Annotated in this window: 24 protein-coding genes, 1 tRNA gene and 1 other RNA gene; 15 read left to right on the top strand and 11 right to left on the bottom strand. The window is 64.4% G+C overall.

Annotated elements, in window-relative coordinates:
• The first annotated feature begins 145 nt into the window (after positions 1-145).
• A complete protein-coding gene (locus PQ627_RS12400) occupies positions 146-1561 on the top strand; it encodes a stealth family protein (RefSeq protein WP_144661449.1) in 1416 nt (471 codons plus the stop codon).
• On the opposite strand, the gene PQ627_RS12395 is transcribed toward PQ627_RS12400, so the two are convergent.
• The 4 genes from PQ627_RS12395 to PQ627_RS12380 form a co-directional block, all read right to left on the bottom strand.
• Positions 1539-2504, bottom strand: a complete 966-nt coding sequence (locus PQ627_RS12395; RefSeq protein ID WP_274261412.1) for a phosphodiesterase — start codon at positions 2502-2504, stop codon at positions 1539-1541. The two genes, PQ627_RS12400 and PQ627_RS12395, sit on opposite strands and share 23 nt — an antisense overlap.
• Before the next feature lie 140 nt (positions 2505-2644).
• Positions 2645-3127: a glutathione peroxidase gene (locus PQ627_RS12390; RefSeq protein ID WP_274261410.1), complete on the bottom strand. Its 483-nt coding sequence runs from the start codon at positions 3125-3127 to the stop codon at positions 2645-2647.
• A gap of 97 nt (positions 3128-3224) precedes the next feature.
• The gene (locus PQ627_RS12385; protein WP_274261409.1) at positions 3225-4760 is read right to left on the bottom strand and encodes a M23 family metallopeptidase; all 1536 of its coding nucleotides are present in this window, start codon (positions 4758-4760) and stop codon (positions 3225-3227) included.
• A 156-nt stretch (positions 4761-4916) separates the two neighbouring features.
• Positions 4917-5309 carry a MarR family winged helix-turn-helix transcriptional regulator gene (locus PQ627_RS12380; protein ID WP_274261406.1) on the bottom strand — a complete coding sequence of 131 codons (393 nt, stop codon included), beginning with the start codon at positions 5307-5309 and terminating at the stop codon, positions 4917-4919.
• A gap of 96 nt (positions 5310-5405) precedes the next feature.
• Between PQ627_RS12380 and PQ627_RS12375 the strand changes: the two genes are divergently transcribed.
• Both PQ627_RS12375 and PQ627_RS12370 read left to right on the top strand, forming a co-directional pair.
• Entirely contained in the window at positions 5406-6857 is a 1452-nt protein-coding gene (locus tag PQ627_RS12375; RefSeq protein ID WP_274261404.1) for an MFS transporter, read from the top strand.
• A 43-nt stretch (positions 6858-6900) separates the two neighbouring features.
• Positions 6901-7815: an oxygenase MpaB family protein gene (locus tag PQ627_RS12370; RefSeq protein ID WP_274261402.1), complete on the top strand. Its 915-nt coding sequence runs from the start codon at positions 6901-6903 to the stop codon at positions 7813-7815.
• Between the two features lie 88 nt (positions 7816-7903).
• Here PQ627_RS12370 and PQ627_RS12365 read toward each other — a convergent pair whose 3' ends face one another.
• Positions 7904-11377, bottom strand: coding sequence for a bifunctional proline dehydrogenase/L-glutamate gamma-semialdehyde dehydrogenase (locus tag PQ627_RS12365; protein WP_274261400.1), 3474 nt, complete (start codon positions 11375-11377; stop codon positions 7904-7906).
• A gap of 123 nt (positions 11378-11500) precedes the next feature.
• On the opposite strand from PQ627_RS12365, the gene PQ627_RS12360 reads away from it, so the two are divergent.
• Positions 11501-12439 carry a LysR substrate-binding domain-containing protein gene (locus PQ627_RS12360; RefSeq protein WP_274261398.1) on the top strand — a complete coding sequence of 313 codons (939 nt, stop codon included), beginning with the start codon at positions 11501-11503 and terminating at the stop codon, positions 12437-12439.
• Positions 12440-12478: 39 nt separating this feature from the next.
• Here the strand turns inward: PQ627_RS12360 and PQ627_RS12355 are convergent.
• Positions 12479-12563: transfer RNA gene (locus tag PQ627_RS12355), tRNA-Ser, on the bottom strand.
• Between the two features lie 304 nt (positions 12564-12867).
• On the opposite strand from PQ627_RS12355, the gene PQ627_RS12350 reads away from it, so the two are divergent.
• A complete protein-coding gene (locus tag PQ627_RS12350; RefSeq protein ID WP_144661439.1) occupies positions 12868-13191 on the top strand; it encodes a hypothetical protein in 324 nt (107 codons plus the stop codon).
• A 12-nt stretch (positions 13192-13203) separates the two neighbouring features.
• Here PQ627_RS12350 and PQ627_RS12345 read toward each other — a convergent pair whose 3' ends face one another.
• On the bottom strand, positions 13204-13689 hold the full coding sequence (locus PQ627_RS12345; protein ID WP_274261395.1) for a helix-turn-helix transcriptional regulator: 486 nt from the start codon (positions 13687-13689) through the stop codon (positions 13204-13206).
• Positions 13690-14160: 471 nt separating this feature from the next.
• Between PQ627_RS12345 and ffs the strand changes: the two genes are divergently transcribed.
• From ffs to recR, 3 genes are all read left to right on the top strand, one after another.
• An RNA gene (ffs, locus tag PQ627_RS12340) (signal recognition particle sRNA small type) lies at positions 14161-14257 on the top strand.
• A gap of 33 nt (positions 14258-14290) precedes the next feature.
• On the top strand, positions 14291-17440 hold the full coding sequence (locus PQ627_RS12335; RefSeq protein WP_274261393.1) for a DNA polymerase III subunit gamma and tau: 3150 nt from the start codon (positions 14291-14293) through the stop codon (positions 17438-17440).
• A 33-nt stretch (positions 17441-17473) separates the two neighbouring features.
• Entirely contained in the window at positions 17474-18073 is a 600-nt protein-coding gene (recR, locus tag PQ627_RS12330) for a recombination mediator RecR (RefSeq protein ID WP_144661436.1), read from the top strand.
• 3 nt (positions 18074-18076) lie between these two features.
• On the opposite strand, the gene PQ627_RS12325 is transcribed toward recR, so the two are convergent.
• Positions 18077-19156, bottom strand: coding sequence for a hypothetical protein (locus PQ627_RS12325; RefSeq protein ID WP_274261629.1), 1080 nt, complete (start codon positions 19154-19156; stop codon positions 18077-18079).
• Between the two features lie 88 nt (positions 19157-19244).
• Here PQ627_RS12325 and PQ627_RS12320 point away from each other — a divergent pair, with 88 nt between their 5' ends.
• The 3 genes from PQ627_RS12320 (at position 19245) to PQ627_RS12310 (ending at position 21890) form a co-directional block, all read left to right on the top strand.
• Positions 19245-19766, top strand: coding sequence for a DUF427 domain-containing protein (locus tag PQ627_RS12320; protein ID WP_274261390.1), 522 nt, complete (start codon positions 19245-19247; stop codon positions 19764-19766).
• 163 nt (positions 19767-19929) lie between these two features.
• Positions 19930-21276, top strand: a complete 1347-nt coding sequence (locus tag PQ627_RS12315) for an aspartate kinase (protein ID WP_144661433.1) — start codon at positions 19930-19932, stop codon at positions 21274-21276.
• Between the two features lie 314 nt (positions 21277-21590).
• On the top strand, positions 21591-21890 hold the full coding sequence (locus PQ627_RS12310; protein WP_018778105.1) for a DUF4193 domain-containing protein: 300 nt from the start codon (positions 21591-21593) through the stop codon (positions 21888-21890).
• 103 nt (positions 21891-21993) lie between these two features.
• On the opposite strand, the gene PQ627_RS12305 is transcribed toward PQ627_RS12310, so the two are convergent.
• The 3 genes from PQ627_RS12305 to PQ627_RS12295 form a co-directional block, all read right to left on the bottom strand.
• On the bottom strand, positions 21994-22356 hold the full coding sequence (locus tag PQ627_RS12305) for a LapA family protein (RefSeq protein WP_274261384.1): 363 nt from the start codon (positions 22354-22356) through the stop codon (positions 21994-21996).
• An 84-nt stretch (positions 22357-22440) separates the two neighbouring features.
• A complete protein-coding gene (locus PQ627_RS12300) occupies positions 22441-22671 on the bottom strand; it encodes a hypothetical protein (RefSeq protein ID WP_274261382.1) in 231 nt (76 codons plus the stop codon).
• A gap of 199 nt (positions 22672-22870) precedes the next feature.
• Positions 22871-23095: a hypothetical protein gene (locus PQ627_RS12295; RefSeq protein WP_144661430.1), complete on the bottom strand. Its 225-nt coding sequence runs from the start codon at positions 23093-23095 to the stop codon at positions 22871-22873.
• 122 nt (positions 23096-23217) lie between these two features.
• Here PQ627_RS12295 and PQ627_RS12290 point away from each other — a divergent pair, with 122 nt between their 5' ends.
• Genes PQ627_RS12290 through PQ627_RS12275 form a run of 4 tightly spaced genes read left to right on the top strand, consistent with a single transcriptional unit; the run spans position 23218 to position 25578 of the window.
• A complete protein-coding gene (locus tag PQ627_RS12290; RefSeq protein WP_274261379.1) occupies positions 23218-23691 on the top strand; it encodes a MarR family winged helix-turn-helix transcriptional regulator in 474 nt (157 codons plus the stop codon).
• 24 nt (positions 23692-23715) lie between these two features.
• Positions 23716-24234, top strand: coding sequence for an SSI family serine proteinase inhibitor (locus tag PQ627_RS12285; protein WP_274261377.1), 519 nt, complete (start codon positions 23716-23718; stop codon positions 24232-24234).
• Positions 24221-25159, top strand: a complete 939-nt coding sequence (locus PQ627_RS12280) for a 3-methyladenine DNA glycosylase (RefSeq protein WP_274261375.1) — start codon at positions 24221-24223, stop codon at positions 25157-25159. Before PQ627_RS12285 ends, PQ627_RS12280 begins: the two co-directional genes overlap by 14 nt.
• 29 nt (positions 25160-25188) lie before the next feature.
• Positions 25189-25578 (top strand): serine protease inhibitor, encoded by a 390-nt coding sequence (locus PQ627_RS12275; protein ID WP_274261373.1) that lies wholly within the window; start codon positions 25189-25191, stop codon positions 25576-25578.
• Positions 25579-25651 lie beyond the last annotated feature (73 nt).

The following is a 25651-nucleotide window of genomic DNA, read 5'->3' as shown; positions in this document are numbered from 1 at the left end:
CCACGGCAGCCCATCTGTCGAAGAGGACACGATTGCGGAGGCGGTCTCGCCTGCCGTCGTCGCGCATCTCAGGCACAGGTCCGACGTCGTCCGTCACCGCGGGCGGTACGCCCTGGTCAACGCCGACCTCACACCGCAACAGGCCATGGTTTCCGATCTCCTGGCGGTTCGGGCAGCCCTGGATGCCGCAGGCATCGATTTCATCCTGGTGCGCGGCAATGATGAGCGGCCCGTGATCGCCGTCGATTGGGAGGCCCGCAAGGACGTCAGGGACGCCCTTGTTGACGCGTTCCGAAATGAACCCTTCTACGCCATGACAGTGGATGCCAGGAAGAAGACGTCCGTGCTGGTAGCCGACGGCGAGCTCTCGGCCAACCGGAAGGCCCGGATCTTCCGCCTCTACCGGCCCCGGGTCGAAGTCGGCGGCGGTCTCTGGTACGGCCCGGCGCTGGGTGTCCAGCTCGAGCTGTGGAGGTTCGAGGGCGACCACCTGGAACTCCCGGTGGAGAACTCGTTGACGCGCCGGACACTCCTGCGGCAGGACGCCGTCCGTGGAACCGTGCAGCGGCATGGCCTCACCTGGCCCACCATCGAGAACATGTTCGCCGACCACGCCAGCGACATTGCCTTCGACATCGACATCGTCTTTTCGTGGGTTGATGGCAGCGACCCGGAGTACATTGCACGCCGCCGCGCCCAGCAGGCCGGCGCCGTCCTTGGCGAAGGCGACGACCACGAGGCACGGTTCCGGCAGATCAACGAGCTGAAATATGCCCTTCGTTCGGTGCACATGTTCGCGCCATGGATCCGTCGGATCTTTATCGCCACGGACTCTCCCGCTCCGGAATGGCTGGCCGACCACCCGTCCGTGACGATCGTGCGGAGCGAGGAATTCTTCGCCGATCCCTCCGTCCTGCCCACCCACAATTCGCAGGCTGTGGAATGCCAGCTGCACCACATCGAGGGCCTGTCCGAGCACTTCCTGTACTCCAACGACGACATGTTCTTCGGCCGTCCCGTAGGACCGGACATGTTCTTCACTCCCGGCGGCATTACCAAGTTCATCGAAGCGGACACCCGCATCGGCCTGGGCGAGAACGATGCCGAGCGCAGTGGCTTCGAGAACGCGGCCCGGGTCAACCGCAAGCTCCTCTGGGAACGCTTCGGCCGCATCACCACCCGGCACCTGGAGCACACCGCTGCTCCGTTGCGGCGCAGCGTAGTGGCCCAGATGGAGGAGGAATTCCCGGCCGAGTTCGCCAAGACCGCAGCCAGCCGCTTCCGCGCCGCGGACAACATCTCGGTCACGAACTCGTTCTACCACTACTACGCCCTGCTCACGGGCCGCGCAGTCACCCAGACGGCCGCCAAGGTCCGCTATGTGGATTCGACCATGTGGGCCGGACTGCACTACCTGCCCAAGCTACTGGCCAAGCGCCACATGGACTTCTTCTGCCTGAACGATGGCAGCTTCCCGGAGGTCGAGGCGGATGAACGCGCCGAACTGGTAACCGACTTCCTGGAGAAGTACTTCCCCGTCAAGGCACCCTGGGAGAAATAAGAGGCAGCGACGACGTCAAGGTACCGGGTGAGGTGTGCGCGCCCACCCGGGACTCGCGTGGGATGCGGATACCTGCGGCTGCCAGTCGACGCTGTACTTCCTCCGCGTCCACCGGCTCGCCCACGGTGACGCCGCCGGACAAGGGGACCACCGAGTGGACGATGGTGTGTTCGTACACGTGGATCATGTTGTAGGACTGGGCGCCGTCGCGTCCCCGCTGCCCTCCTGCGCGTACCCCGAGATCCTGCGTGTAACAGGTGGCCGAGGCGACCGAGACCGGGATGCCGGCGAAGCTCGCCGTCGTCGAATAGTGCAGGTGGCCACCCAGGATGGTGCGGACATCCGTATTACGGACGACGGCGGCCAGTGCGGCTTGGCCGCGCAGCTCCACCAGGACCGCGAGGTCCTGCACGCAGGGAACCGGCGGGTGGTGCAGTGCGAGGATGGTTCCGTCGGGCGCCGGTGTGGCCAGTTCAGCTGCCAGCCAGTCCAGCTGCGACTCCGACAATTGACCATAGTGGTAGCCCGGAACCGTGGTGTCCAGGGTGATGATCCGAAGCCCGTTGATAAAGTAGCTGCGGTCTACCGGGTCTTCGGGCTTGCTGGCCTCTGAGGCATCGGCGAAGGCGGAGCGGAAGTTCGCCCGGTCGTCGTGGTTACCCATGGCCCAGATGGCCTTGGCTCCCAGCGAATCGCACACCGGTTCGATCATGTCCCGGAGACGCTTGTAAGCTTCCAGCTCGCCCCGGTCCGCGAGGTCTCCGGTAAAAATGATGGCTTCGGGCTTGAGCCTGGAAGCGACAATCTGGTCGCAGATCTCCTGCAGCCTGGCAGAGCTGTCCACAGAGCCATAGAGCGTGCCCGGACCACCCACCAGGTGAAGATCGCTCAAGTGCAGCAGCACATGACCTGGTTTGGGATATTCGGCCTCGATGAACTCCATAGCTGCCTTAGCGTTTGGTGGGAGACGGCGCCTCCCGTGTCAACCCCAGTAGGTCCAATCCAACCAGACAGAAAGCCAACAACCGGCTAACTCCCGGCGGAATGTTGGAAAATTACTTTCTCCCTTTCAGCTCTGCCGGCTTACGCCAACGCTTCTTCCACTGCTTTCAACAGGTCTTCGGAGTCAGGCTCCACTGCGGATGGGAACCGTCCTACGAGTTCGCCTGAACGGTTAATGACGAACGCCTCGAAGTTCCATTTCACCTTGACCGGCTGGCCGTCGTCGTCCCGGGTCAGCTCGGCGAACAGGGGGTGCTGCTCCTTGCCGAGGACGTTCGCTTTGCTGGTCAACGGGAAGGTGACGCCGAAATTCCGTTCGCAGAATTCGGCGATTTCCTCATCGGCGCCCGGTTCCTGGCCGCCGAATTGGTTGCAGGGCACGCCGAGGATTTCCAGCCCCTGCCCGCGGTATTTGCCGTACAGCTCTTCCAGGCCAGCGTATTGGCGGGTGTAGCCACACTTGGAAGCGACGTTGACCACCATCACCGCTTTGCCTTCGAACCGGCCGAAGTCGCCTTCGGAGCCGTCGTTGAAGGTGATGGGAATGCTGTAGAGGCTGGTCATCGGATTCGCTTCCTGACGTCGTCGGCTGGCGGGATCGCCGCCATCGAGCTTACGGGAGCTGGCTTGGGGCCGCGAGAACGCCCGGCTTTTTGGCGTTTTAGGGCGCAGGAAGGATGAGCGTGGACAGCGGTACGATCACGCCGTCCGGCCTCTGGACCAGGTCCGGAGCGATGAGGATATAGCCGGGCGGGAGCGTCACAACCGGAAGGGCCGACGGCAGGACCGCCACGGGTGTCGGCGCGGGTGCCGGGGCTACGGGGGCCGGGGCTGGCGCAACAGGCTGCGTCACCGTTGGCGCCACTACTGGCGCGGGTTCGACCACCACTGGCGCCGGAGCGACCGGTGCGGGCGGTTCGACGACGGCGGCCGGCGGCGGCGCGACGGCGGACTGGACGGTTGGTGCCTGGACGGCAGGAGCCTCGACCGTCGGCGCCTGGACAGGCGGGGTCTGCACGGGTGGCGCCACCGGAACCGTGGTCGCAGGAGCCGTGGTCCCGGGAGCCGTGGTAGGCACCGGAGTGACGCTCGGCGTTGGGGTGACTGTCGGCGTCGGAGTGACTGTCGGCGTCGGGGTGGGCGTGACGCTCGGGGTGGGCGTGACCGTCGGCGTCGGGGTGACCGTCACGGACGGTGAGGGCACCGGCGTCGTGGTTTGAGGTGGTGTCGTGACAACCGGGCCGGGCGTGTCCACCGAAGTGACGGGCGGTACCACGACCGGCGGTGCGACTTCTTCTTCGTGCTCGCCGCCGATGACGGCGCGGTTGGTGCCGTCGGCCACGGGCACTGCCCACTGCGGCGCGGAGCTGCCCGTGCCGACTCCCGGCTGGTAGTTCACGAAAGTCATGGTTTGCAGCGGATCAACCTGCTTGATGGGCAGATACGTCCAGCCGTTCGGGTTGGTGTGGAGGCCGTTGACGATGGTCTCAAAGTGAAGGTGGCAACCCGTGGACCAGCCAGTGGTGCCGACTTCGGCGATGACTTCGCCAACGCGGACCGACTGCCCCTGTGTGACACCGATGTCCTGCAGGTGGTTGTAGGTGGTGACCAGGCCGTTGCCGTGCTCAATTTCCACACGGTTGCCGCCGCCCCAGATGTGCCAACCAACGGCGCGGACGACACCGGCGTCGGCTGCGTAGACCCGTGTTCCGCAGGGGGCCGCGTAGTCCTGGCCCCAGTGGAACTCGCCGGCGAGGCCCGTCAGCGGGCTGTAGCGGTAGCCGTAGGGCGAGCTTGGGTTGAGTACTTCAAGGGGCGCGTACAGGCTGCCCGCAGGGGGACGGGACATCCCGGCCGAGGCAACCGTCAAGCCAGTAGAACCATCTTTGCTGACTGTCCGGACCATCGCCCGGTCAAAGAAGACCATGGGCGTTCCGGGCAGTTGCTCAGGGGGTGCCTGGGTGGGGTCGATGACCATTGTTTCGGCTTCCGGCGGGGTCAGGCTCCCCAACGCCGTGGGTCCGACGACACCTTGGGCTGTCACCGGATTCACTGATCCTGCCGGAAGGGCCGTCAGCGGTTGGAAGCCGAAAGCGAAGAAAGCCAAGACCGCAAGGCATCCGGCGATAAGAACGCGACGGAATTTTTCGGTGCGGATCAGGTCAATCGCCCGGTCTGTTTCATGATGCTTGCCCACAAACACTCCCCAAAGCCAGCGGCACCAAACCCCAGCCTGGCGTGCAAGCACCATTCTTGCGGGAATTGAAGCAGAAATAAAGGCTTCCCGGGGGCTGCACAGCGAAAGGTTGGATCAGTTTTTGCTCAAGATGTCTTGAGGTTTGTCAGGTGCCCGTCAGCCCAGGTTTTGCTTCAGCAGCGCGCGGTGTTCGACGGCGGCCGTTGAGTGAAGCTCGCGGCCGGCCTCGGTCAGTTCCAAGAACAGCGAACGACGGTCTTCGGCACAGGTCTGCCGGGTCACCAAGCCCGCTTTTTCGAGGCGGTCCACCACTTTGGACACGGCGCTCTGGGTCATGGGTGTCCGCTCCCCCAACGACTTCATGCGGCACGACGACTCTTCGCTTTCGGCCACGAGGTCCAGGATCTCGAACTCGTTCAGCCCGATATCGAACTTGGCCTCAAGGGCGCGGTCGATTGCTCCGGCGGTACGGAAGTAGGAGCTCTGGATGTCGCGCCACTGCTCAACCAATTCCCGGTCTTCCAGCTGGCGGTCACGCGTCGTTGCCATGCCCCTATCCTAGGCCATAAGGGCATTAAAATCCACGTCATAAGATTCCGCGTCATATTCCTTGTCATTGAATGACGCGTCATATAGATTGATCGCATGACCTCACCCACCACCCTCAAAACCTCTGTCGAGCAACCCTTGGCAACAGCGTCAACAGTGGTCCGCTGGACGCGGGCCCAGTGGCTTCTTCTGATGGTTGTCTGCACCGTCCTTGCCCTCGATGGGCTGGATGTCTCCATGGTCGGCGTGGCTTTGCCCTCCATCGGACAGGAACTCCACCTCGGAACCGATTCCCTGCAGTGGATCGTCTCCGCCTACGTCCTGGGTTATGGAAGCCTCCTGCTCCTTGGTGGACGGCTCGCGGACCTGTTGGGCCGCCGTCGTATCTTCCTCATTGCCTTGACCGTGTTCGCAGCCGCGTCGCTCCTCGGCGGCCTGGTGGACGACCCCGCAATCCTGATCGCCACCCGCTTTGTCAAGGGCCTGGCAGCCGCCTTCACCGCACCCACCGGCTTCTCCATCATCACCACGAACTTTGCCGAGGGCCGCGAGCGCAACAAGGCACTCTCCATCTTCACTACGTTCGGCGCCAGCGGGTTCTCCCTGGGCCTGGTGGTCGGCGGCCTGATGACCAGCCTGAGCTGGCGCTGGACGTTCCTGGTATCCGTGCCGATCGCCGTGATCGTGGTCCTGCTGGGCATGAAATTCATCCCCAAGGACAAGCCGTCCGCGGAAAACAGCGGGCACGACATCTGGGGCGCCGTGACGCTCGCCTTGGGCATGCTTGGCCTGGTGTACACCTTGGTTTCAGCACCTGAGCAGGGCTGGGGATCTGTGGCAACAATCGCCGGATTCGCAGTTTCTGCTGCAGTGCTGGCAGCCTTCGCGATCATCGAAAACAAGGTCAAGCACCCGCTCATCCGCTTCGGCATCCTCAAGGAAGGCTGGGTTGCGCGGGCCAACTTGAGCGCAGTGGGGCTCTTCGGTTCCTACCTGAGCTTCCAGTTCATCGTCACCATGTTCCTGCAGTCCGTGCTCGGCTGGACTCCTCTTGGAATGGCGTTGGCCTTGCTGCCCGCCGGCCTGCTGGTGGCCACCAGCGCACCGTTCGCTGACCGGCTCATTGAGAAATTCGGAGCCACGCAGCTGATCCTCACTGGCCTCACCGCACTTGGATTGGGCTACGTCCTCTTCCTCAGGGTGGGCACCAGCCCGAACTACGCGCTGGACGTCCTGCCCTCGGTGGTCCTTCTAGGCATCGGTTTCGCCCTGGCCTTCCCGTCCATCAACGTGCAGGCGACGGCAGGCATCAAGGATTCCGAGCAAGGCCTGGCCGCAGGGCTCATCCAGACCAGCACGCAGGTTGGTGCCGCTTTGGTCCTCGCCGTCACCACGGCCTTGGTCGCTGGCCACGGCCAAGCGGCCGGTACCGTCAGCGCCCAAGCCATGCTGGAACAGTACCGTCCGGGACTCATCCTGAGTGCCGCCGTCGCAATCGCCGCCCTGCTGGTGGCGGCCGCGCCTTCGCGACGGCGCGCCACCAGCTAACCCCCTCTGTACGGTGTGGCGGATGTGCGGTCTCATAGGATGCATGAGGAACTACCTCACCGAGTACCGCCACGAACTCCAGCGCACGTTCACCGGGACATCGGGGACGCCGCCTGAGTGGGTGCCGCGCTTGGCGGAAGGGAACGACGCCGGATACCACCTTCCGGGGTCGGCCGTCTGGGCGGTGCATGGTCACGTTGCCACCATCGTGGCGGGGATCAGGGTGCTGCTGATGCAGGCCCTCCACCCCGGCGCGCTGGCCGGCGTCTATGAGCACTCCGGTTTCCAGAAGGATCCTTTGGGCCGCCTGGCCAACACGGTGCGGTGGATTTTCACGGTGACCTATGGATCAACCGAAGCGGCCGAGTCTGCCACCGCCGTCGTACGCAGGATCCACGAACGCGTCCGCGGCACCTACGTAGATGGGAACGGCGCGGTTCATGAGTACGCCGCCAACGATCCCGAGCTCCTCCGCTGGGTCCACGTGACCTATGCAGACTCGTTCCTGACGGCCAACCGGATCTGGGGCGTTTCGATCCCCGGCGGAGCTGATGCCTACGTCCGCGAATGGGCAGCGGCCGGGCAGCTGATGGGAGTGCAGGACCCGCCCCTCACCGAAGCAGAGGTCCGGGAGGAGTTGGAAGGCTGGTACGCCTCCGGGATTCTGCGGGCTGATGAACGGCTGGCCGAGACAGTCTCGTTCATTCAACATCCGCCCCTGAGCCCCCTCCTCAAGCCCGGCTACAGCATCCTTTTCGGGGCAGCCATCGCCAGTCTTGAGCCAAAATACAGGGACTTGCTGGGCCTTCAACGTCCGCGGTTCGGCCCTGTCCCCTTGCCGGTGATCACGGCCGCGAGGGTTGTGCTGGCCATGGTCCGGCTCGCCCTCGGATCCCATGGACCCAGCGAACAAGCGGCACGACGCAGGTTGCAACGGCTGGGCTACGCGGACGCCTGACTGGAATGCAGAAAGCCAACCCCTCGGCGCGGACCCAAATAGTGAGGGTTGCGCCGAAGGGCTGGCTTTCAGTCGTTGAAGCGGGACGCTAGATCAGCTGGTCCGAGAGGTGGTTCGGAGTGCCGAAGCGGTGGGCCGTGATGGACACTGCCTGCTCGCGAAGGAACGGGAGCATCTCGATCCGGCCGGCCTGGGTCACGGCGCCGTGGTAGACCGCGACGTCGGGACGCCCACCCATCGCTGCGCTCAGCGCGGCGAAGTCGCCACCGATCAGGCGGATGCGGCCGCCGTCGAACGATGCCGCCCGGGCCAGCCACGCGGCGTCGTCCTCGATCCGCACGTTGATGCCAAGACCGGCGAACGCGGTCACCACAGCGTCAGGAAGGACGACGGCGGAGCTCACTGAGAGCTTCGAGCCGGCCACAGCACCGGCTGCCACAACGCGCAGCAGCTCGGCGAGCCGCTCGCCTTCGGAGAGACGGACAGTCACGGGCAAGGGGCGGTAGCGGAAGACGTTGCGCTCGGCGGTCAGGGCCGAGACGTCCTTGCGGGTTCCGAACTCGGTTGCCCAAGCCTCGGCATCGCTGAAGAGCGACTGCTGAAGGGTCCCGTATTCCTCGGCGGTGACGTCTGCGGACTTGGCCGCGGCGAGGATCTGCGAGGCTGCACCTTCAAGGACGGTACCCCGCTTGGCCTTGGCTTCAGCAGGAACCCAGCTGCCCAGGCCGATCAGGTAGTTCGGTCCACCAGCCTTGGTTCCGGCACCGACAGCCGATTTCTTCCACCCACCGAACGGCTGGCGCTGCACGATCGCACCGGTGATCCCGCGGTTGACGTACAGGTTTCCGGCCTGGATCTTGTCCAGCCAGACACCCATTTCTGCGGAGTCCAGGGAGTGCAGGCCGGCGGTCAGGCCGTACTCGATCTCATTCTGGATGGCGATTGCTTCCTCAAGGGTCTCCGCGGTCATGACGCCGAGGACCGGGCCGAAGAACTCGGTGAGGTGGAAGTAGGAACCGCGCTTGACGCCCGAACGGATGCCCGGGGACCACAGACGGCCGGTCTCGTCGAGGCGCTCGGGCTTGATGGCCCACGTTTCGCCGTCGCCCAGGGTGGTGAGGGCGTTGAGGAGTTTGCCGTTGGCGGGCTCAATGATCGGGCCCATCTGCGTGGTGGCGTTTTCCGGGTAGCCCACGGTCAGGGAGCGGGCGGCGTCGATGAGCTGGTTGTGGAAGCGGGCGGACTTGGCCACCGAACCGACCAGGATCACCAGGGACGCAGCGGAGCACTTCTGTCCTGCATGTCCAAACGCGGAGTACACAACGTCCTTCGCGGCGAGGTCAAGGTCGGCGCTCGGGGTCACGATGATCGCGTTCTTACCGGAAGTCTCCGCGAGCAGAGGCAGATCCTGGCGGAAGGAACGGAACAGCTCTGCCGTTTCGTAGCCACCGGTCAGGATGACGCGGTCAACGCTGGGGTGCGAGACCAGCTGGGTACCGAGGTCACGCTCTTCGAGCTGGACGAGTGCCAGCACGTCCTTCGGCACGCCGGCTTCCCAGAGGGCATCCACCATGACGGAACCGGAGCGACGGGCCTGCTTGGCAGGCTTGATGACGACGGCGGAACCTGAGGCCAGTGCCGCGAGGGTCGAACCAGCGGGGATCGCCACCGGGAAGTTCCACGGGGGTGTCACGACGGTGAGGTTGGCCGGGACGAACGTGGCGCCGTCGACCGTTTCCAGGTCCTTGGCGCGCTCGGCGTAGTAGTGCGCGAAGTCGATTGCTTCACTGACTTCGGGGTCACCCTGGTCGATGGTCTTGCCGGTTTCGGAAGCCATGACCTCCAGGAGCTCGGCGCGGCGGGCCTCAAGGACTTCACCGGCGCGGTGCAGGATGGCTGCACGCTCCGCGGCGGGGCGGGCGCCCCATGCCTTGCCGGCTTCGACCGCCGTCGTGATGATCTGCTCAAGCGTGGCGGCGTCGGAGACCTTGGTGGACTCCACGATCTTGTTGCCCGCAGTGGAACCGGGGATGCGCCCCAGGATGTCACGGCCCCAAGCACGGTTTGCCGGCAGGGCGGGGTCGGTGTCCGGGGTGTTGCGGAAGCCCTCGGTCGGCGCGGGCTCAGCCGGGAGGCGGCGGTCCTGCTGGCGGTTGGGGGCCGGAACCTCGTCCTTCATGTTGGCCAGGGAGTTCAGGAAGCGCTGCTGCTCGCGCTTGAACAGGGCTTCGTTTTCGCTCAGCTCGAAGACCGCGGACATGAAGTTTTCCTGGCTTGCGCCCTCTTCCAGGCGGCGGATCAGGTAGGCGATGGCGACGTCGAACTCGCCCGGGTGGACCACCGGCGTGTAGAGCAGGAGGCTGCCGACGTCCTTGCGGACAGCCGTTGCCTGGCCGGTTGCCATGCCCAGGAGCATCTCGAATTCGATCGCTTTCTGTCCCTGACCGGCAATCCCGCGCTGCTTGGCAAGGAGCCAGGCGAACGCGACGTCGAAGAGGTTGTGGCCGGCGACGCCGATCCGGACAGCGTCAACGTGCTCCGGGGTGAGGGCGTAGTTGATGACGTTCTTGTAGCTGGTATCCGAGTCCTGCTTGGTGCCCCACGTTGCCAGCGGCCAATCGTGCAGCGAGGCCTCAACCTGCTCCATGGGAAGGTTGGCACCCTTGACCACGCGGACCTTGATGGGTGCGCCACCCTGGGCGCGGCGGGCCGTGGCCCACTCCTGCAGTTCCTGCATGGCGCCGAGGGCGTCGGGGAGGTAGGCCTGGAGGACGATGCCGGCCTCGAGGTTCTTGAATTCGGGCATGTCCAGGATGCGCTTGAATACCGCGATGGTCATGCTGAGGTCCTTGTATTCCTCCATGTCCAGGTTGATGAACTTGGGCTTGGGGAAGGATGCTGCGAGGCGGTAGAGCGGGGTGAGCTTTTCCACAACGTGGTCGACGGCTTCGTCGAAGGCCCACGGCGAGTGTGGTGCGACGGTGGAGGACTCCTTGATGGAGACATAGTCGACGTCGTCGCGGGCCAGGAGCTTCAGCGTGCCTTCCAGGCGGCGCTGTGCTTCGTGCTCCCCCAGGACGGCTTCGCCGAGGAGGTTCACGTTCAGGTGCACGCCGTCCTGCTTGATCTTCGCGATCGCCGGGCCAAGCTTGGCGTCCGTGGCATCAACAATCAGGTGGCCCACCATTTCGCGGAGAACGCGCCGGGCGATCGGGATGACCACCTGCGGGAGGATTGGAGCCATGACTCCGCCTACGCGGACAGCGCTGCGCATGTACCAAGGCAGGAACTTGGGCACCTTGGGGGCGAGCTCAGCGAGCTTACGGCCGGCAACCGACAGATCCTCGGGGCGGATGACGCCGTCGACGAATCCAACCGTGAATTCCAGGCCGTTCGGGTCCTTCAGGACGCCGGCGAGGCGCTGGGCGGACACGTCGACGGGAATCTTGCTGGCTTCGGTCAACCAGTGGCGGACCAAGGCAATGGCTTCGTGGGCCAAAGCATCGAACTGCCCGGAATCCTGGGTGCGCGGGGCTGTGGCATCCGGGAGGGTGCTGGTCATGGGGGCTCCTTCTAAGACGGAGAAGTTTGTTTGTTTCCATCAGTATGGATCTACAATCTCATTAGGAAAAGCGATCTTTTCTGACGAATATTCATTACCCATCCCGAACCTTTGGAGGCCATCGTGCTGGACGTCCGCAGGCTGCGTTTGCTGCACGAATTGAAGATCCGCGGCACCCTCGCCGAAGTGGCCGACGCGATGCAGTACAGCCCCTCGTCCGTGTCCCAGCAATTGACGCTCCTGGAGAAGGAAGCCGGGGTGGAACTGCTGCGCAAGGCCGGACGCCGGGTGCAGCTCACGCCGCAGGCAGAGATCCTGGTCGCCCACACCGCGGCGCTGCTGGAGACCCTGGAGCGGGCCGAAACCGAACTCGCCGCTTCCTTGTCCATGGTGACGGGAACAGTCAGGCTGGCCGTCTTCCAATCAGCCGCACTGGCGCTTCTGCCCGGCTTCCTCAGCATCATGCGCCAGGAGTACCCGGAAGTGCGGGTGGAAATGACCCAGCGTGAACCGGAGACAGCCCTCTACGAAACGTGGGCGCGGGACTTCGATCTGGTGGTGGCCGAGCAGTACCCCGGACATGCTGCGCCGCACCACAGCGGGTTGGACCGCGTCACGCTGACCAGCGATGCCATTCGCCTGGCCACTCCCCCGGTCGGGTTGGGCGGGGAGACTGTTTCCTCACTCGCGGACACCGCGTCCATGCCGTGGGTCATGGAGCCGAGGGGTGCTGCTTCCCGCCACTGGGCCGAGCAGGCATGCCGATCGGCCGGCTTCGAACCGGACGTGCGCTACGAAACCGCCGACCTCCAAGCGCAAATCCGACTCATCGAATCGGGCAATGCCGTGGCCCTCATGCCGGACCTCGTCTGGACGGGCCGGAGCCGGACAGTCCAACTGCTGGATCTTCCGGGTCTGCCCAAGCGAACCGTCTTCACTTCCACCAGGACCGCGGGCAGGATCCACCCGGCAACCGCAGCGTGCCGCGAGGTCTTGGAGCGGGTGGCCGAAGCGCAGCAGCAGGATGCGGAGCAGCAAGCGGACGCCGAGGTAGCTTCCTAGGAACGCAAAAGGCCCCAGTCCGAAGACTGGGACCAAACGCGGAGAATGGGGGATTTGAACCCCCGAGGGCGTTAACCCAACACGCGTTCCAGGCGTGCGCCATAGGCCGCTAGGCGAATTCTCCTTGCTTTCGATTCGAAAGCAGATACTACTGTACCCGAGAATTTCGGCATCGTGTAATCGAGGGAAATCGGCACTGCCTGGCACGCGCGAAGAAGGTCCCCTTAACGGAAAAATGGACGCCCCCAACGCGCCCATTCTTGCGGCACTACCGTTGAGCTACCGGGTCCGGCCCCTCGCCCCCAGGCCCCGCAGCTCACAACCTTGAGATTGCCCCAATCGGTGTACATAAACATGGTCCGCCGCTGTTCCTTCTTTTGCAATGGTTGAGACCGCTTTGTAGCCAAATTTGGTGACAAGATGTCTGCATGACGCAGCTTCATGCACTGGTGGTTTACGTCCCGGAGACGCATATCGAAGAAGTTCTGTTGGCCATGGGAGACGCAGGCGCGGGTCGGATCGGCGACTACTCCCACTGTTTTTACACTTCCCCAGGCACTGGCCGGTTCACTCCCCAGCCCGGCGCCCAGCCGTTCATAGGAGAGGTGGGGATAGAGGAGCAGGTGCCGGAAATCCGCGCTGAGTGCGTGGTTGGGGAAGCAGCGCTCGACGGCGTAGTGCTGGCCCTGCGGGCGGCGCACCCCTACGAGGAACCGGCTTTCATGACGTGGCCGGTTAGTGGGTGGCGGTGAGACCCACAGCCCTCAAGCGAATACGGGCGTTCGACCGGCCGCCAACTCCCCATTAACAACAGCAATCTCGTCAGCCGACAAAAGTGAGACATCCTCTTCGTCGGCGAGGTGTTTCGAGGCCCGGGCCCAGTCAACAACGTCCGACCAGCACCATAGTGAGATGCCGGCCTGAATGGCGGGAAGCGGAAACGGGAATTCCGCCTGGCGCTGCCCGGAGACCCAATGCGACACAGCCTGCCGGGACGCACCCAGCCGTTCAGCAATCTCGGTCCGGGTTACAAAGTCCGGATCTACGGAAACGACCTCACATCCGAAATCCTTAACTCGCCCCAAAAGGCGGTGGGCAGCCTCCAAGCCGCTAGTGGCGTCCTGAAAAATCGTCACGTAAGGAACCCCGGAAAACCGCGACACAAGGGCGCCCAGATACTCCACCAGCGAGTCCTCAACCTCTTCTGAGAGCGCCTTGAGGCGGAGGCGTACCTCAAACGTCCGGTCCATTGTCATAGCCTCACACTATCGAACCTGTTGACAAGTGACAACAGTTATCGTCGACTCCTTAGAAGATCGTGCTGCCCCGGGCATCGGCGAGCGTCCCGCAATAGAACCTTGGCGCGTAGCGTTGCGTTCTTCGGCGTACCGTCAACCCTCAGCTGGGCTCCGGTCGGCCCACAAGGGCAGTACAAATAGAACTTGTGACCCTGGCGTCTCAACCGCCACCCCGACTCAGCCAACAGTCGAACAACGGCGAGTACATCTTTGTGTATCTCCCCGGAGACACTGCGAGGGTCCAACCAATCACCGCTACCCATGACACTTCACAGTTGCAGACCTCTCCGACGAATGTGGCAAGTATCAATGTGTCTACCAGCAGGCCCCGACATAAAAGCCGGCACAACCACCCGCCGTCGAGCGTTTTCCACACCGGCTGAGTCCGATTCGAACGGCGAACCAAGTTCGGGTAAGCTTGTCGACGGCCCCTCATGTGGCGTCATCCTGTTGAACTCCCCCAGGACCGGAAGGTAGCAAGGGTAGATGGGCTCTGGCGGGTGCATGAGGGGTCTCTTATTTAAATGTCAGTCCCTATAGGTAGGTTTCACTTGTGACTGTTACAACTGCCCTGTATCGAAGGTACCGCCCGGACTCTTTCGCGGACGTTATCGGGCAGGAACACGTCACGGAGCCGCTGATGACGGCGCTCCGGAAGAACCGCGTGAACCACGCCTACCTCTTCTCCGGCCCGCGCGGCTGCGGCAAGACCACCTCCGCCCGCATCCTTGCACGCTGCCTGAATTGCGCCGAGGGCCCCACTGACACCCCCTGCGGCACGTGCCCCAGCTGCGTCGAACTGGCCCGCGGCGGTTCGGGTTCGCTGGACGTGATCGAGATCGACGCCGCCAGCCACGGTGGTGTGGACGATGCCCGCGACCTCCGCGAGCGTGCTACGTTCGCCCCGGTCCGCGACCGCTACAAGATCTTCATCATCGACGAGGCCCACATGGTCACGTCGGCCGGCTTCAATGCGCTCCTCAAGATCGTCGAAGAGCCGCCGGAACACATCAAGTTCATCTTCGCCACCACGGAGCCGGACAAGGTCATCGGCACCATCCGCTCCCGCACGCACCACTACCCCTTCCGGTTGGTGCCGCCGGAGCCGCTCATGCAGTACCTTGAGCTGCTCTGCAGGCAGGAAAACGTTCCTGTCGCCCCGGGTGTGCTCTCCCTGGTGATCCGCGCCGGCGGCGGCTCTGTCCGTGACACCCTTTCGGTGCTCGACCAGCTCATGGCGGGCGCCGGCCCCAACGGTTTGGACTACGAACTCGCGGTGGCGCTGCTCGGCTACACCCACGCGTCCCTGCTCGATGACATCGTCGACGCCGTTGCGGCCGCCGATGCCGCCACGGTCTTCCGGGCAGTTGACCGGGTCATACAAACCGGCCACGATCCCCGACGCTTCGTCGAAGACCTCCTGGAGCGGTTCCGCGATCTCATCATCGTCCAGGCCATGCCCGAAAGTGCCCAGGCGATCCTCCGCGGAATGCCCGAGGACCAGATCGCCCGGATGCGCAACCAAGCCACCAACCTGGGTGCTGCTGAACTCTCACGCGCTGCCGACGTCACCAACACCGCCCTTACGGAGATGACCGGTGCCACGTCACCGCGGCTGCACCTTGAGCTGCTGTGCGCCCGCATTCTGCTGCCGAGCTCCGAGCAAACGGAGCGCGGAATTGCAGCGCGGATTGACCGCGTGGAACGTCGCCTGAATTACGCGGGCGACGCCGGTACACCGATCGCTGCTGCAACGGCGCCTGCTGCTGCGGTCCCGACGGCGGCAGCTCCTTCTGCTGCTGCGCCGGCACAGGCGGCGCCCGCTGCAGCTCCCGCCCAAGCAGCAGCATCGGTTCCGGAGGTTGCGGGCACTCGTACCGAAGCAAGCCCGGCTTCTGCTGGTGCTGCCCCATCGGCCGCTCCTGCCCAGGCGCCGTCTACCGATGCCGCAGCACGCGAAGGGCTGACAGCCCCGCGCGTTTCGACCAACGACTGGCCAGTCGAGGATCGCCCTGCCGCCGACCGCACGGCCCAAGTAGCCGCTCCCCAACAGGCTCCGGCACAGCAGGCACCCGCCAAGCAGGACGCCGTTCAGCAGCGGGCCACCCAACCGACAGAGCACGCGGCTCCGCAGGCAACCCCTGCCGCGGCACCGGCAGCTGCGGCTCCGGGCCCCGCTCCCGCAGGTGGCGGCGACGTCGAGGCCCTTCGCCGGGCGTGGCCGGACGTGTTGCAGACACTGACCAAGATCAAGCGCAGTACGTGGGCACTCGTTGAGCCCAACGCACAGGTCGCCCAGTTCGACGGACAGGTGCTTACCCTCGCGTTCACTACCGGCGGCCTTGCCGGTGCTTTTGGACGCGCAGACCATTCCGAGAACCTACGCCAAGCAATCCACAAGACCATCGGCATTGACTGCCAGATCGTCGCAGTGGCTGGCGGCAACAGCTCAGCGAGCTCTGAGCCAAACCCAAAAGCGCCTACTAGCCGGGAAACCCCGGCTGCCCCATCCACACCGGGCACTCCTGTTGACTCGTCGGCGGCTGAGTCATCGGCCCCGGTGCAGGTATCAGCCCCGGCACAGGTGTCGGCGGTTGACTCCGCATGGGGTTTGGCGCCTGCGGCACCAGTGGCCCCAGCGCCAGCGGAACCGAGCCACGCAGAGGTCCAGGCCTCTTCCACTGCAGCGTCCCCGACAATCCGGGGTGCCGCACGTCCCCTGCCCGCCAACCAGGCAACGCCCGCAGCGCCTTCTGCCCCAGCACCCGCAGCAGCAGCTCCCGCAGCGGCCGCACCCGCCGCTTCGGCCGCTTCGGCCGCTTCCGATGGCGACTATTCCTACCCCGATGACGACTGGGGACCGCCATTGGACGAGGACGCCCCGCCGTTGGATGAAGAACCACCGGCTGATTGGGAGCCACCGACCGGCTATGGCCGGGGAACTGCGTCTCACGGGTACCCCCAGGCTTCCCCTGCAACCGGTCCGGCTGCGTCATCAGCACGGGCGCAGGCACCCGGCACAGCTGGAGCACCCGTCACACCTACAGCCCCCGCCGTGCCCATACCGTCCGACGACCCGTGGTCCCGCGCAGTAGAGCAGGCCCCAGGCACGTGGGTGGTCGGAAGCGAATCCAACGTGGGCAAGGCAAGGTCAACCCCCGAGGAAGCCCCCACACCGTCAGTGGCCGCCCCCGAGTACGAGCCCGCCGCAGCCCAGGTCCCGGAGACGGCAACCGCATCCTACGGTCACCCAACCAACGCCGAGCAGAACCCAAGCTCCAGCTGGGACGTCGCACCGGCGTCGAGCTGGCCAGGTACCCAAGCCGCCGCCGAAAGCAGCGCCCCGGCACCCGTAACCGGCCAGCCCAGCCCCATCCCCACCTGGCCTTCCTTGGCGACGCAACCCGACGAAGCGCACGGTTCCGTTGCCACGCTCGAGGAGGACGCGCCGTCGGGCAATTCCAACGGCCGTCAGAGCCTGTACCAACGGCTGACCAACAGCCCCGAAGCCCAGGCAGGGCGCGTCCAGGCACCCGTCCGGACGCAAGCGGCCCCGGTTGCCGCGCCGGAAGATATTCCAAGCCCGGAGGACGAAACCATCGAGGAATCGAGGGTCTTTGGGCGGGCTGCCGTCGAGCGTATTCTGGGCGGGAAGCTGATCGAAGAGCGCGCCTTGGACGGTTCTCCACTGCAAACCCGCTGACTCCAGCATTGATTTCAAACAAACGAGGACATTGTGTACGAAGGTGCAGTTCAGGAGCTGATTGACGAGCTCGGCCGCCTCCCCGGCGTGGGCCCGAAATCAGCGCAGCGCCTGGCGTTCCACATTCTGGAGGCCGACCCCGAGGACATGAAACGCCTGGTCACGGCGATCACCACCGTCAAGGAACGCGTGAAGTTCTGCTCCGTCTGCTTCAACGTCACCGAGCAGGAAACGTGCAATATCTGCCGCGATCCGCGTCGTGATCCGTCGGTGATTTGCGTGGTGGAGGAGTCCAAGGACGTACTGGCCGTGGAACGGACGCGGTCGTTCCGTGGCCGGTACCACGTGCTCGGTGGGGCCATCAACCCCATCGCCGGCATCGGCCCCGAGCAGCTGCGTATCCGCGAACTCCTTACCCGCCTCAATGACGGCGCCATCCAGGAAATCATTATCGCCACGGACCCCAACCTTGAAGGCGAAGCGACGGCCACGTACCTGGCCCGGATGCTCAAGTCGATCGGTGTCGCCGTGACGCGGCTGGCTTCGGGGCTGCCCGTCGGCGGAGACCTGGAGTACGCCGACGAGGTCACCTTGGGCCGCGCCTTCGAAGGCCGACGGAACGCCCTGCTTTAGCCTTCAAGCCCCGGAGGCGGCGGCCGCCCTACGGGACGCCAGCCAACGTCCCAGGAGCGCAACCAGGACAGCGACGCCGGCCTGCATCGCAAACCCCATCAGGGCCACGGGCATGGCCGGCGGCAGCCCGTCACTCGCCACACCGTTGAGGCAAGGGACCTCCGCGGAGGGCCCGTCGACCGCGAACTGCAACCCGGACAGCACCCAAGCGGCGTCGTCGTCAGGCGGAACGAATCCTGCCCCGACGCTGCCCAGCAACAACGCCGGATTGGAAGCAGCCAGCCAGGCAACCCTGTCTGTGTGTGCCACCTCCACCGGGTGGAGATCGCCAACGCACTCATAGGAAGTTACCCTCCCGGCGTCATCGCGCTGCATGTTCACAGGAACTGAGGCGGCGGCCACATCCGACGTCCCAGGCAGCAACAGGACGGTGAGCACCACATTTCCCACGCAGAAGAAGGCCACCAGCACTGCAGCCAGGGCAACGCCGGGGGCCTTCGCCGCGAAGCAGGCGCGCGTACCGGCCCCAAGGAGCCCGAACAGCGCCACTTCGAGGACAATCACGACGACGGCGGCACCCGCCAGCGCGATCGGCCCACCGAAACTGCTGCCCACGACTATCAGGACCAGCGCGGCCGGTGCAGCCAAGGCGCATCCCCGCATGGCCCCCGTCAGTAGCGTGATTGGGAGGCTTCCAGGACTCTGGCGGAATCCCCAGCTGACTCCCAGCACCGCGGCCGCGAAAGCCAAGAGGAGCGCGGTGACGATGAACGTGGCCAAGGGCAGCTCGTCCCGGACCCAGCCATTCAGCTGCGCCGAAGCGTACAGGAGCGCCGCCCCTCCCCACGAAAGCGCAACGCCCATGCAGCACGAGAACCAAAACAACCACGATGTGAAGGACTTTTCAGCTTCCCGCCAGGCAGCCCGGACTGCCTCCGCGAATGGAGTGTCCAGCATCGGATCGGAGTCGTCGTCCCGGGAGGCCACACGCGGCTGATCGTCTACCAGCCCACCTCCGATGACCTCGTATCCGGTTTCATCCCAGCCGGCATCCGGGTCCCGATGTTCAGGAACGCGGACCATCGCCACTCGCAGACCTCATGAGGTGGATGGTACGCCGGGAAGGCCAGTACCAACATCCGTTTCCGGAAGAAGGTGGCACCATGGTCACATGGCCCCTTTCCCCGGGTTCCCCGGTACCAAGCGCCCCCGGCCCATAAAGCCCAAACCCGGGCAGGAATCCGTGTGGGATTACCCCCGCCCGCCGCGGGTTGAACCAAGTTCGGAAAGGATTGTGGTCCGGCTCGGCGGCCAGGTGATCGTTGATACAACCGACTCCGTACGCGTTCTGGAGACAAGCCACCCGCCCGTGTACTACCTGCCCATGGAAGCCTTCCCGGCGGACGTGCTGCTCCCCACCGAGGGCACCACTTTCTGCGAATTCAAGGGCGAGGCAAGCTACTTCGACGTCGTGAGCGGCGTCGTCGTTCCGCGAGGAGGCTGGACCTACCCGCATCCGGCCCGCGGGTATGAGGCCCTGAGTGGCCGGGTAGCGCTTTACCCCGCGCACATGGATTCCTGCGAAGTCGACGGCGAGCAGGTGACTTTCCAGGAAGGCGGCTTCTACGGCGGGTGGATCACGGGGCGGATTGTGGGACCGTTCAAGGGTGGACCAGCCACCTCTGGTTGGTGACGGCTCCGGGGCCGTGGACGGGATGCTCCGGCCGGTATGTGGTCACAATTCCTGCCAGCACTGCGCCCGGCGATAAACTGGGCAAATAAGCTACGCAGGCGTGCTCCAATTTGGAATTCAGCATGCCGCGTTCGAACCCTATTGATGCAGTGAGGGTGCGCGCATGACTATGCCCACTACCGAAGTGAAGATCGACGAGCTCGCAGGCGGGGCAGCCATTACCAAGCAGCTGATCGTCCAAAAGTTCGGCGGCTCCTCGGTTGCCGATGCTGACGGCATCAAGCGGGTCGCACAGCGCGTCGTGGATGCGCAGAAGGCCGGCAACGAGGTTGTGGTGGTTGTCTCAGCAATGGGCGACACAACTGATGAACTTCTGGACCTGGCCGGACAGGTCACGGACTCCGCGCCCGCCCGTGAGATGGACATGTTGCTGTCCGCCGGTGAGCGCATTTCCATGGCATTGCTCGCCATGGCGATCAACAAGTTCGGCGCCTCGGCGCAGTCCTTCACGGGCTCCCAGGCCGGCATGATTACCGACGGTATCCACGGCAAGGCGCGGATTATCGACGTCGATCCCCACCGCATCCGCACGGCCCTGGACAAGGGGCACATCGCCATCGTCGCGGGTTTCCAGGGCATGAGCCGCAGCACCAACGAAATCACCACCCTCGGCCGCGGCGGTTCAGACACCACCGCCGTCGCGTTGGCTGCAGCCTTGGAAGCGGACGTTTGCGAAATCTACACGGACGTTGACGGCATCTACACCGCCGACCCCCGCGTGGTGTCCTCGGCCCAAAAGATCGACCGCATTTCCAGCGAGGAAATGCTGGAACTGGCCGCTTCCGGCGCCAAGATCCTCCACCTCCGGTGCGTGGAGTACGCGCGCCGCTTCGGTGTGCCCCTGCACGTCCGTTCTTCATTCAGCCACAAGGAAGGCACCTGGGTCATCCCGGGCGCCGACGAAAAGTTCACGATTCAAGAGGGAGTTGCCTTGGAGCAGCCAATCATCTCCGGCGTTGCGCACGACCGGTCCGAAGCCAAGGTCACCGTTGTGGGCGTCCCGGATATTCCCGGCAAGGCTGCCGCAATCTTCCAGGTGATCGCCGATGCCCACTCGAACATCGACATGATCGTCCAGAACGTGTCCACCCACGGCACCGGCCGCACGGACATTTCGTTCACCCTCCCCATCGTCGAAGGCGCCGACGCACTGGCCGCCCTGCGTGCCGCTGAGGGGCAGATCGGTTTCGAGAGCATCGAGTACAACGAACACGTGGGCAAGCTCTCCCTCATCGGCGCAGGAATGCGTTCGCACCCGGGCGTCTCGGCCACCTTCTTCAAGGCACTCTCCGACGCCGGCATCAACATCGACATGATCTCCACCTCGGAGATCCGTATCTCCGTCGTCACGAGCGCTGACGCCCTGGATGATGCCGTACGCGCCATCCACAATGCGTTCGAGCTCGACGGCGAAGCCGAGGCGACCGTCTACGGCGGCACCGGCCGCTAAGGCACTTTGGCGACGGTCACCGCCGTCGAGGTTTACCTTCCCGGAAGTCCCCGTCCCGCCTTGGGACGGGGACTTCCGCGGTGGAGTCCACTGCGCTCCTTCGCGGGTCCTTCCGCCCTCGGTGAACGAATTACAGTCTTAGGACGTTGATCTGCGTTAATACAGGGGTGAAATGGCGCGGTTGACGGCTTTTTGGGGCGTCACCGACGTGGTTTTCGCCACAAGCTGTAGAACTGGGGTATGGTATGGAATTTTCATGGCATGCTGTACGTTGCATACCCGGTAACCCCCTAACACGAAGAGGCATTTAAAAAGTGGCAGCCGATTACGACGAACTCCGTACCGATGTAAAAGAGAACCAGGAGCAGTCCCTCCAGGCTCTTCAATCTGCCAGCGCCCCCACGGCCAAGAGCGTCGTGCTGGAACTGGACGAAACCGACGGCCTTGACGCCAACGGCCCCGGCGGCGAAATTGTCGCCGAGGAACTGGTTATTCAGGTCATCCCGCAGGCAAACGACGAGTTCACCTGTAACTCGTGCTTCCTGGTCCGTCACCGCTCGCAGATTGCGCGCGAAAAAGATGGCGTCGCCTACTGCACCGACTGCGAAGGCTAAGACGACCCACCACCCCGGCGGACTGAACGTCGTCAGGGAGTGCCGCTGTCCGGATTAAATTGCGGAAGGACCGGAGCCACGCTCCGGTCCTTCCGCAGTTAATCTAAGGTGCTGCTCCTGGCCCGCCGGGAATCTTCCGGCGCCGATGGTCGGCGATCCTCAACTGGAGGATCCTCGCGCCGCCGGCAAGGGCTACCAGGACTCCCCCACCCACCGCTGCGATAAACAGCGTGGTGCCCAGAGCCAGTGTCCCCTCCAGCCCGAAGAAGCGGACGGTGGTCATGTCTTGGTTCTGGACAAAGAAAATGATCAGCATCACCAAGACCACCAGGCCTACGGCAACCGCCACCCACAGCGCCGCGGTCCGCGTCGGCCTGGTGCTTGAGGCAAGCGGCGGCGGCGGCGCTGCGCGCTCCTCGCGGTCCGGCCCGACCGGCATTCTTGCGGCATCATCGTGAAAACTCATGTGACTGCCCCCTTAAGCTGCGGCTTTCGCGTGCATGGTGCATTCATATAATAAGCATGCTGATTATTACCGCAACAGGGTCTCTCACAGGGAGTAGTCAGTGGATGTCGCGCCGGGATCATTGTTCCGCACAGCGTAGTGATGGCCTTCAGAGTCGGTCTCGATATCGAAATTCTTGAGATCTTCCTCAGAAGCGGTTTCGAAATCGTCATGCTTATGCACCACCGGAGCATCCGTATCGCCGCGGGTTGCCGGCCCAAAGACGTATTGCAACCGCTCGGTCACATGCTGGAAGCTATCCAATTTGCGTCCCATGTTCTTCCACCTCCTCCCGTGCTGGAGACAGAAGGAGCGCGCGCCCTTCAGTGAGGCAATTTTACGCCGGGAGGCCCAAAAAGGCTCCAAACAAGGCACCGCCGAGTTGGCATTTAATGACAGTCCGGGCCCGCAGGACTGTCATCAAATGCCAACTCGACGGCGGGGGCCGGATCAATCCCGACGGCGGGGGCCGGGTTTAGCGCAGGGACTTGTCCTCGGGGTTCCGGGGAACCACGTAGGTGCTGCCATCGGGGCGGCGGATGGTTTCCCACTGCTGGGTTTCAGCCTGGCGCTGGGCGAGCAGCTTCCGGTTCGCCTCGGTCATCTCGTGGTCGAGGGAGCTGCTGTGCGCCGGTCCAAAAATGACACGGAACTTCCCCGTTGCGCGCATGAATTTCCGGGTGAAGGATTCCTTTGCCACGCTGATCGACTCCTCGGTGTTCGACGGTTCAATACCTTCATAGTACGCTAATAATTAGTGCACTAACTAATCCACCCACTCAAAGGTGTAACCTCGTCAGTGCAGCGAGCAGGAGGAAGCAAATGACAAGCGTCAGCGAAACCACGCAGGAAACCGACGACCTCCTGTTGGAACGCCAGCTGTGCTTCGCCCTGACAGTCGCCTCGCGGAGCGTCGTGGGCGTCTACAAGCCGGTCCTCGAAAAGCTGGGACTGACGCATCCCCAGTACCTCGTCATGTTGGCCTTGTGGGAGCGCAGCCCCCGGACGTTGAAGGACATCAGCGACAGCCTTCTCCACGATCCCGCCACGCTCTCGCCCCTGCTGAAGCGGCTGGAAGAGGCACAGCTCATTACCCGCGAGCGCGTCGCGGGCAACGAGCGCGCACTTGCCATCACACTCACTGACAAGGGAGCGGCACTCCGCGCCAAGGCCACCGAGGTACCCGGCGAAATCCGTGATCGCCTGCAGCTCACGCGCGAAGAAGTCGCCGAACTCCACCAGGCAATGACCGGCCTTATTGCTGCCACTCAGCGCACCTCCGCCAGAGCCACGTAAAATGGGAGCAACCTAGGAGATTCCATGCGCCTGCGATTTGTCCGACCCCTACTGGCAGTTCTTGCTGTCGCCGGCCTCGCCGCATGCTCAAGCACCTCCGCCCCAGGCACTTCGGGCAGCACCAGCCAATCGCCGTCGTCGTCCGCCTCCAGCAGCCCGAGCAGCAGCCCGGCCCCCAGCAGCACGTCCGCCGCAGCCGGTCCAGGCGACGCCCAACTGTCCATCACGCTCTTGGAAACCCCCGAGGCATCGCCCCAAAACTTCACGCTGGTCTGCTCCGGAGGCGACCCCACTGCGGAGAGCAAGCATCCGTCCCCTGCCGAGGCCTGTGCCGCGATCAAGAGCAACCCAGCCATGCTGAGCCCCGCTCCCCCGCGGGCCGACCGCGCCTGCACCATGCAATACGGCGGCCCCGCAACTGCCAAGGTGACCGGCTCGGTGGACGGCAAGGAAGTCAACGCTGCCTTCAGCCGCACTGATGGCTGCCAGATCGGCATGTGGGACGCCGCCAAGAGTGTTCTCGGATCCGATGGCGGGCTCTAGGCTGCGGCACCTCCCCCCAGAGCAATGGCTTGGGCTGGAGGCCGCCCATCATGCCCGGGTCGCGCAGTACTCGGACCCGTACCTTGTCCGGCGTTCGGCAGGCAAGAAGCACCCTGTGGAGGACTTCCTCTTCACGTACTACACGCAGAAGCCAGGGCAGTTGCTGCGCTGGCACCCTGGGGATGGTGTGGTCCTCAGTGGCCCACAGGCCATGGAACGCAGTGGCTGGAAGTTTTACCACACGCTCGACGACGGCGAGCTCGCCTCCATCGGGCTGCCTGCGGGCACGCCTGCGGTCACCTTCGACCGGGCCGGCTTCCTGGCCGACCGCGCCGAAGCAGTCCGCTTCGCTGGGATCATCCTGTCCGGCACGGCAAAGCGCCCTGCGCAGTTCGGATGCTTCGGGCTGCATGAGTGGGCCATGGTGTACCGGCAGGAGAAGTTCGAGCTGCGCCACGAATACCTGAAGCTGCGGCTCGGCGGCGAGGGCACCGACACCGTGGTGGAAGAGAACCGCATCCGTTGCTCGCACTTCGACGCTTTCCGCTTTTACACTCCCGACGCCGTTCCCCTGAACGAGCTCACGCCCACCCGCGAAAACCAACGGACCATGGAACAGCCAGGATGCCTGCACGCCAACATGGACCTTTACAAGTGGGCCTACAAGCTAGCTCCGGCGTTGCCCAGTGAGCTGGTGATGGATTGCTTCGAACTGTCATGGCGGATCCGTGCCATGGACATGCAGGCGTCGCCCTACGACCTCGAAGAATGGGGCTACCCGCCCATCAGGATCGAGACACCGCAGGGCAAAGCCGAGTACGTTGAATACCAGCGGGCTTTCGCAGCCGAATCCCAGGAGCTGCGGGCCCGCGTGCTCCAGGCAGTAGGCCCGCTCTTGGACGAGCTGAGCGGCCTGGCTGCCTGAGCACCCGACGCCACCAGCGAAAGGTCACCATGGTCTCCCCGAACCCCACCGAGTACGACGTCGACCTCACCGTCACACTGACGGAGTCGCCTGACGCTGAAAGCAGGGTCTTCCACCTTCGGTCCACCGGGGGCGTCCTCTCGCCGGACCCGGACTCAGTGGACTCAAACCTGCCGGACGCGCCTGCGGCGCTTGCCGCCGTCGAGCAGTTCGGGGAGGAGATCTTCTTCCCGGAACCACGGCTGGACCGGATCTGCACCCAGCAGTACGGCGGCCCTCAGGTGGCCGAAGTGACAGGTTGGTTCCGTGGCCGCAAGGTGCACAGCCACTTCAGCAGGACCGACGGCTGCGAGATTGCGCGCTGGAAGGCCGCGTCGGCGCTGCTGGGCAACACCGGAGGCTCGACGGGCGCCGTTTAAACGCAACGCGGGGTCACTTATGGCCCATAACGGATGCCCGAACTGGCCATAAGTGACCCCGCGTTCTTAGTGC

Source organism: Paenarthrobacter sp. AB444 (assembly GCF_028736865.1).
Classification (GTDB): Bacteria; Actinomycetota; Actinomycetes; order Actinomycetales; family Micrococcaceae; genus Arthrobacter; species Arthrobacter nicotinovorans_B.
Note: the sequence above shows the minus strand (reverse complement) of the source record. Positions and strands in the feature narration are given on the sequence as shown.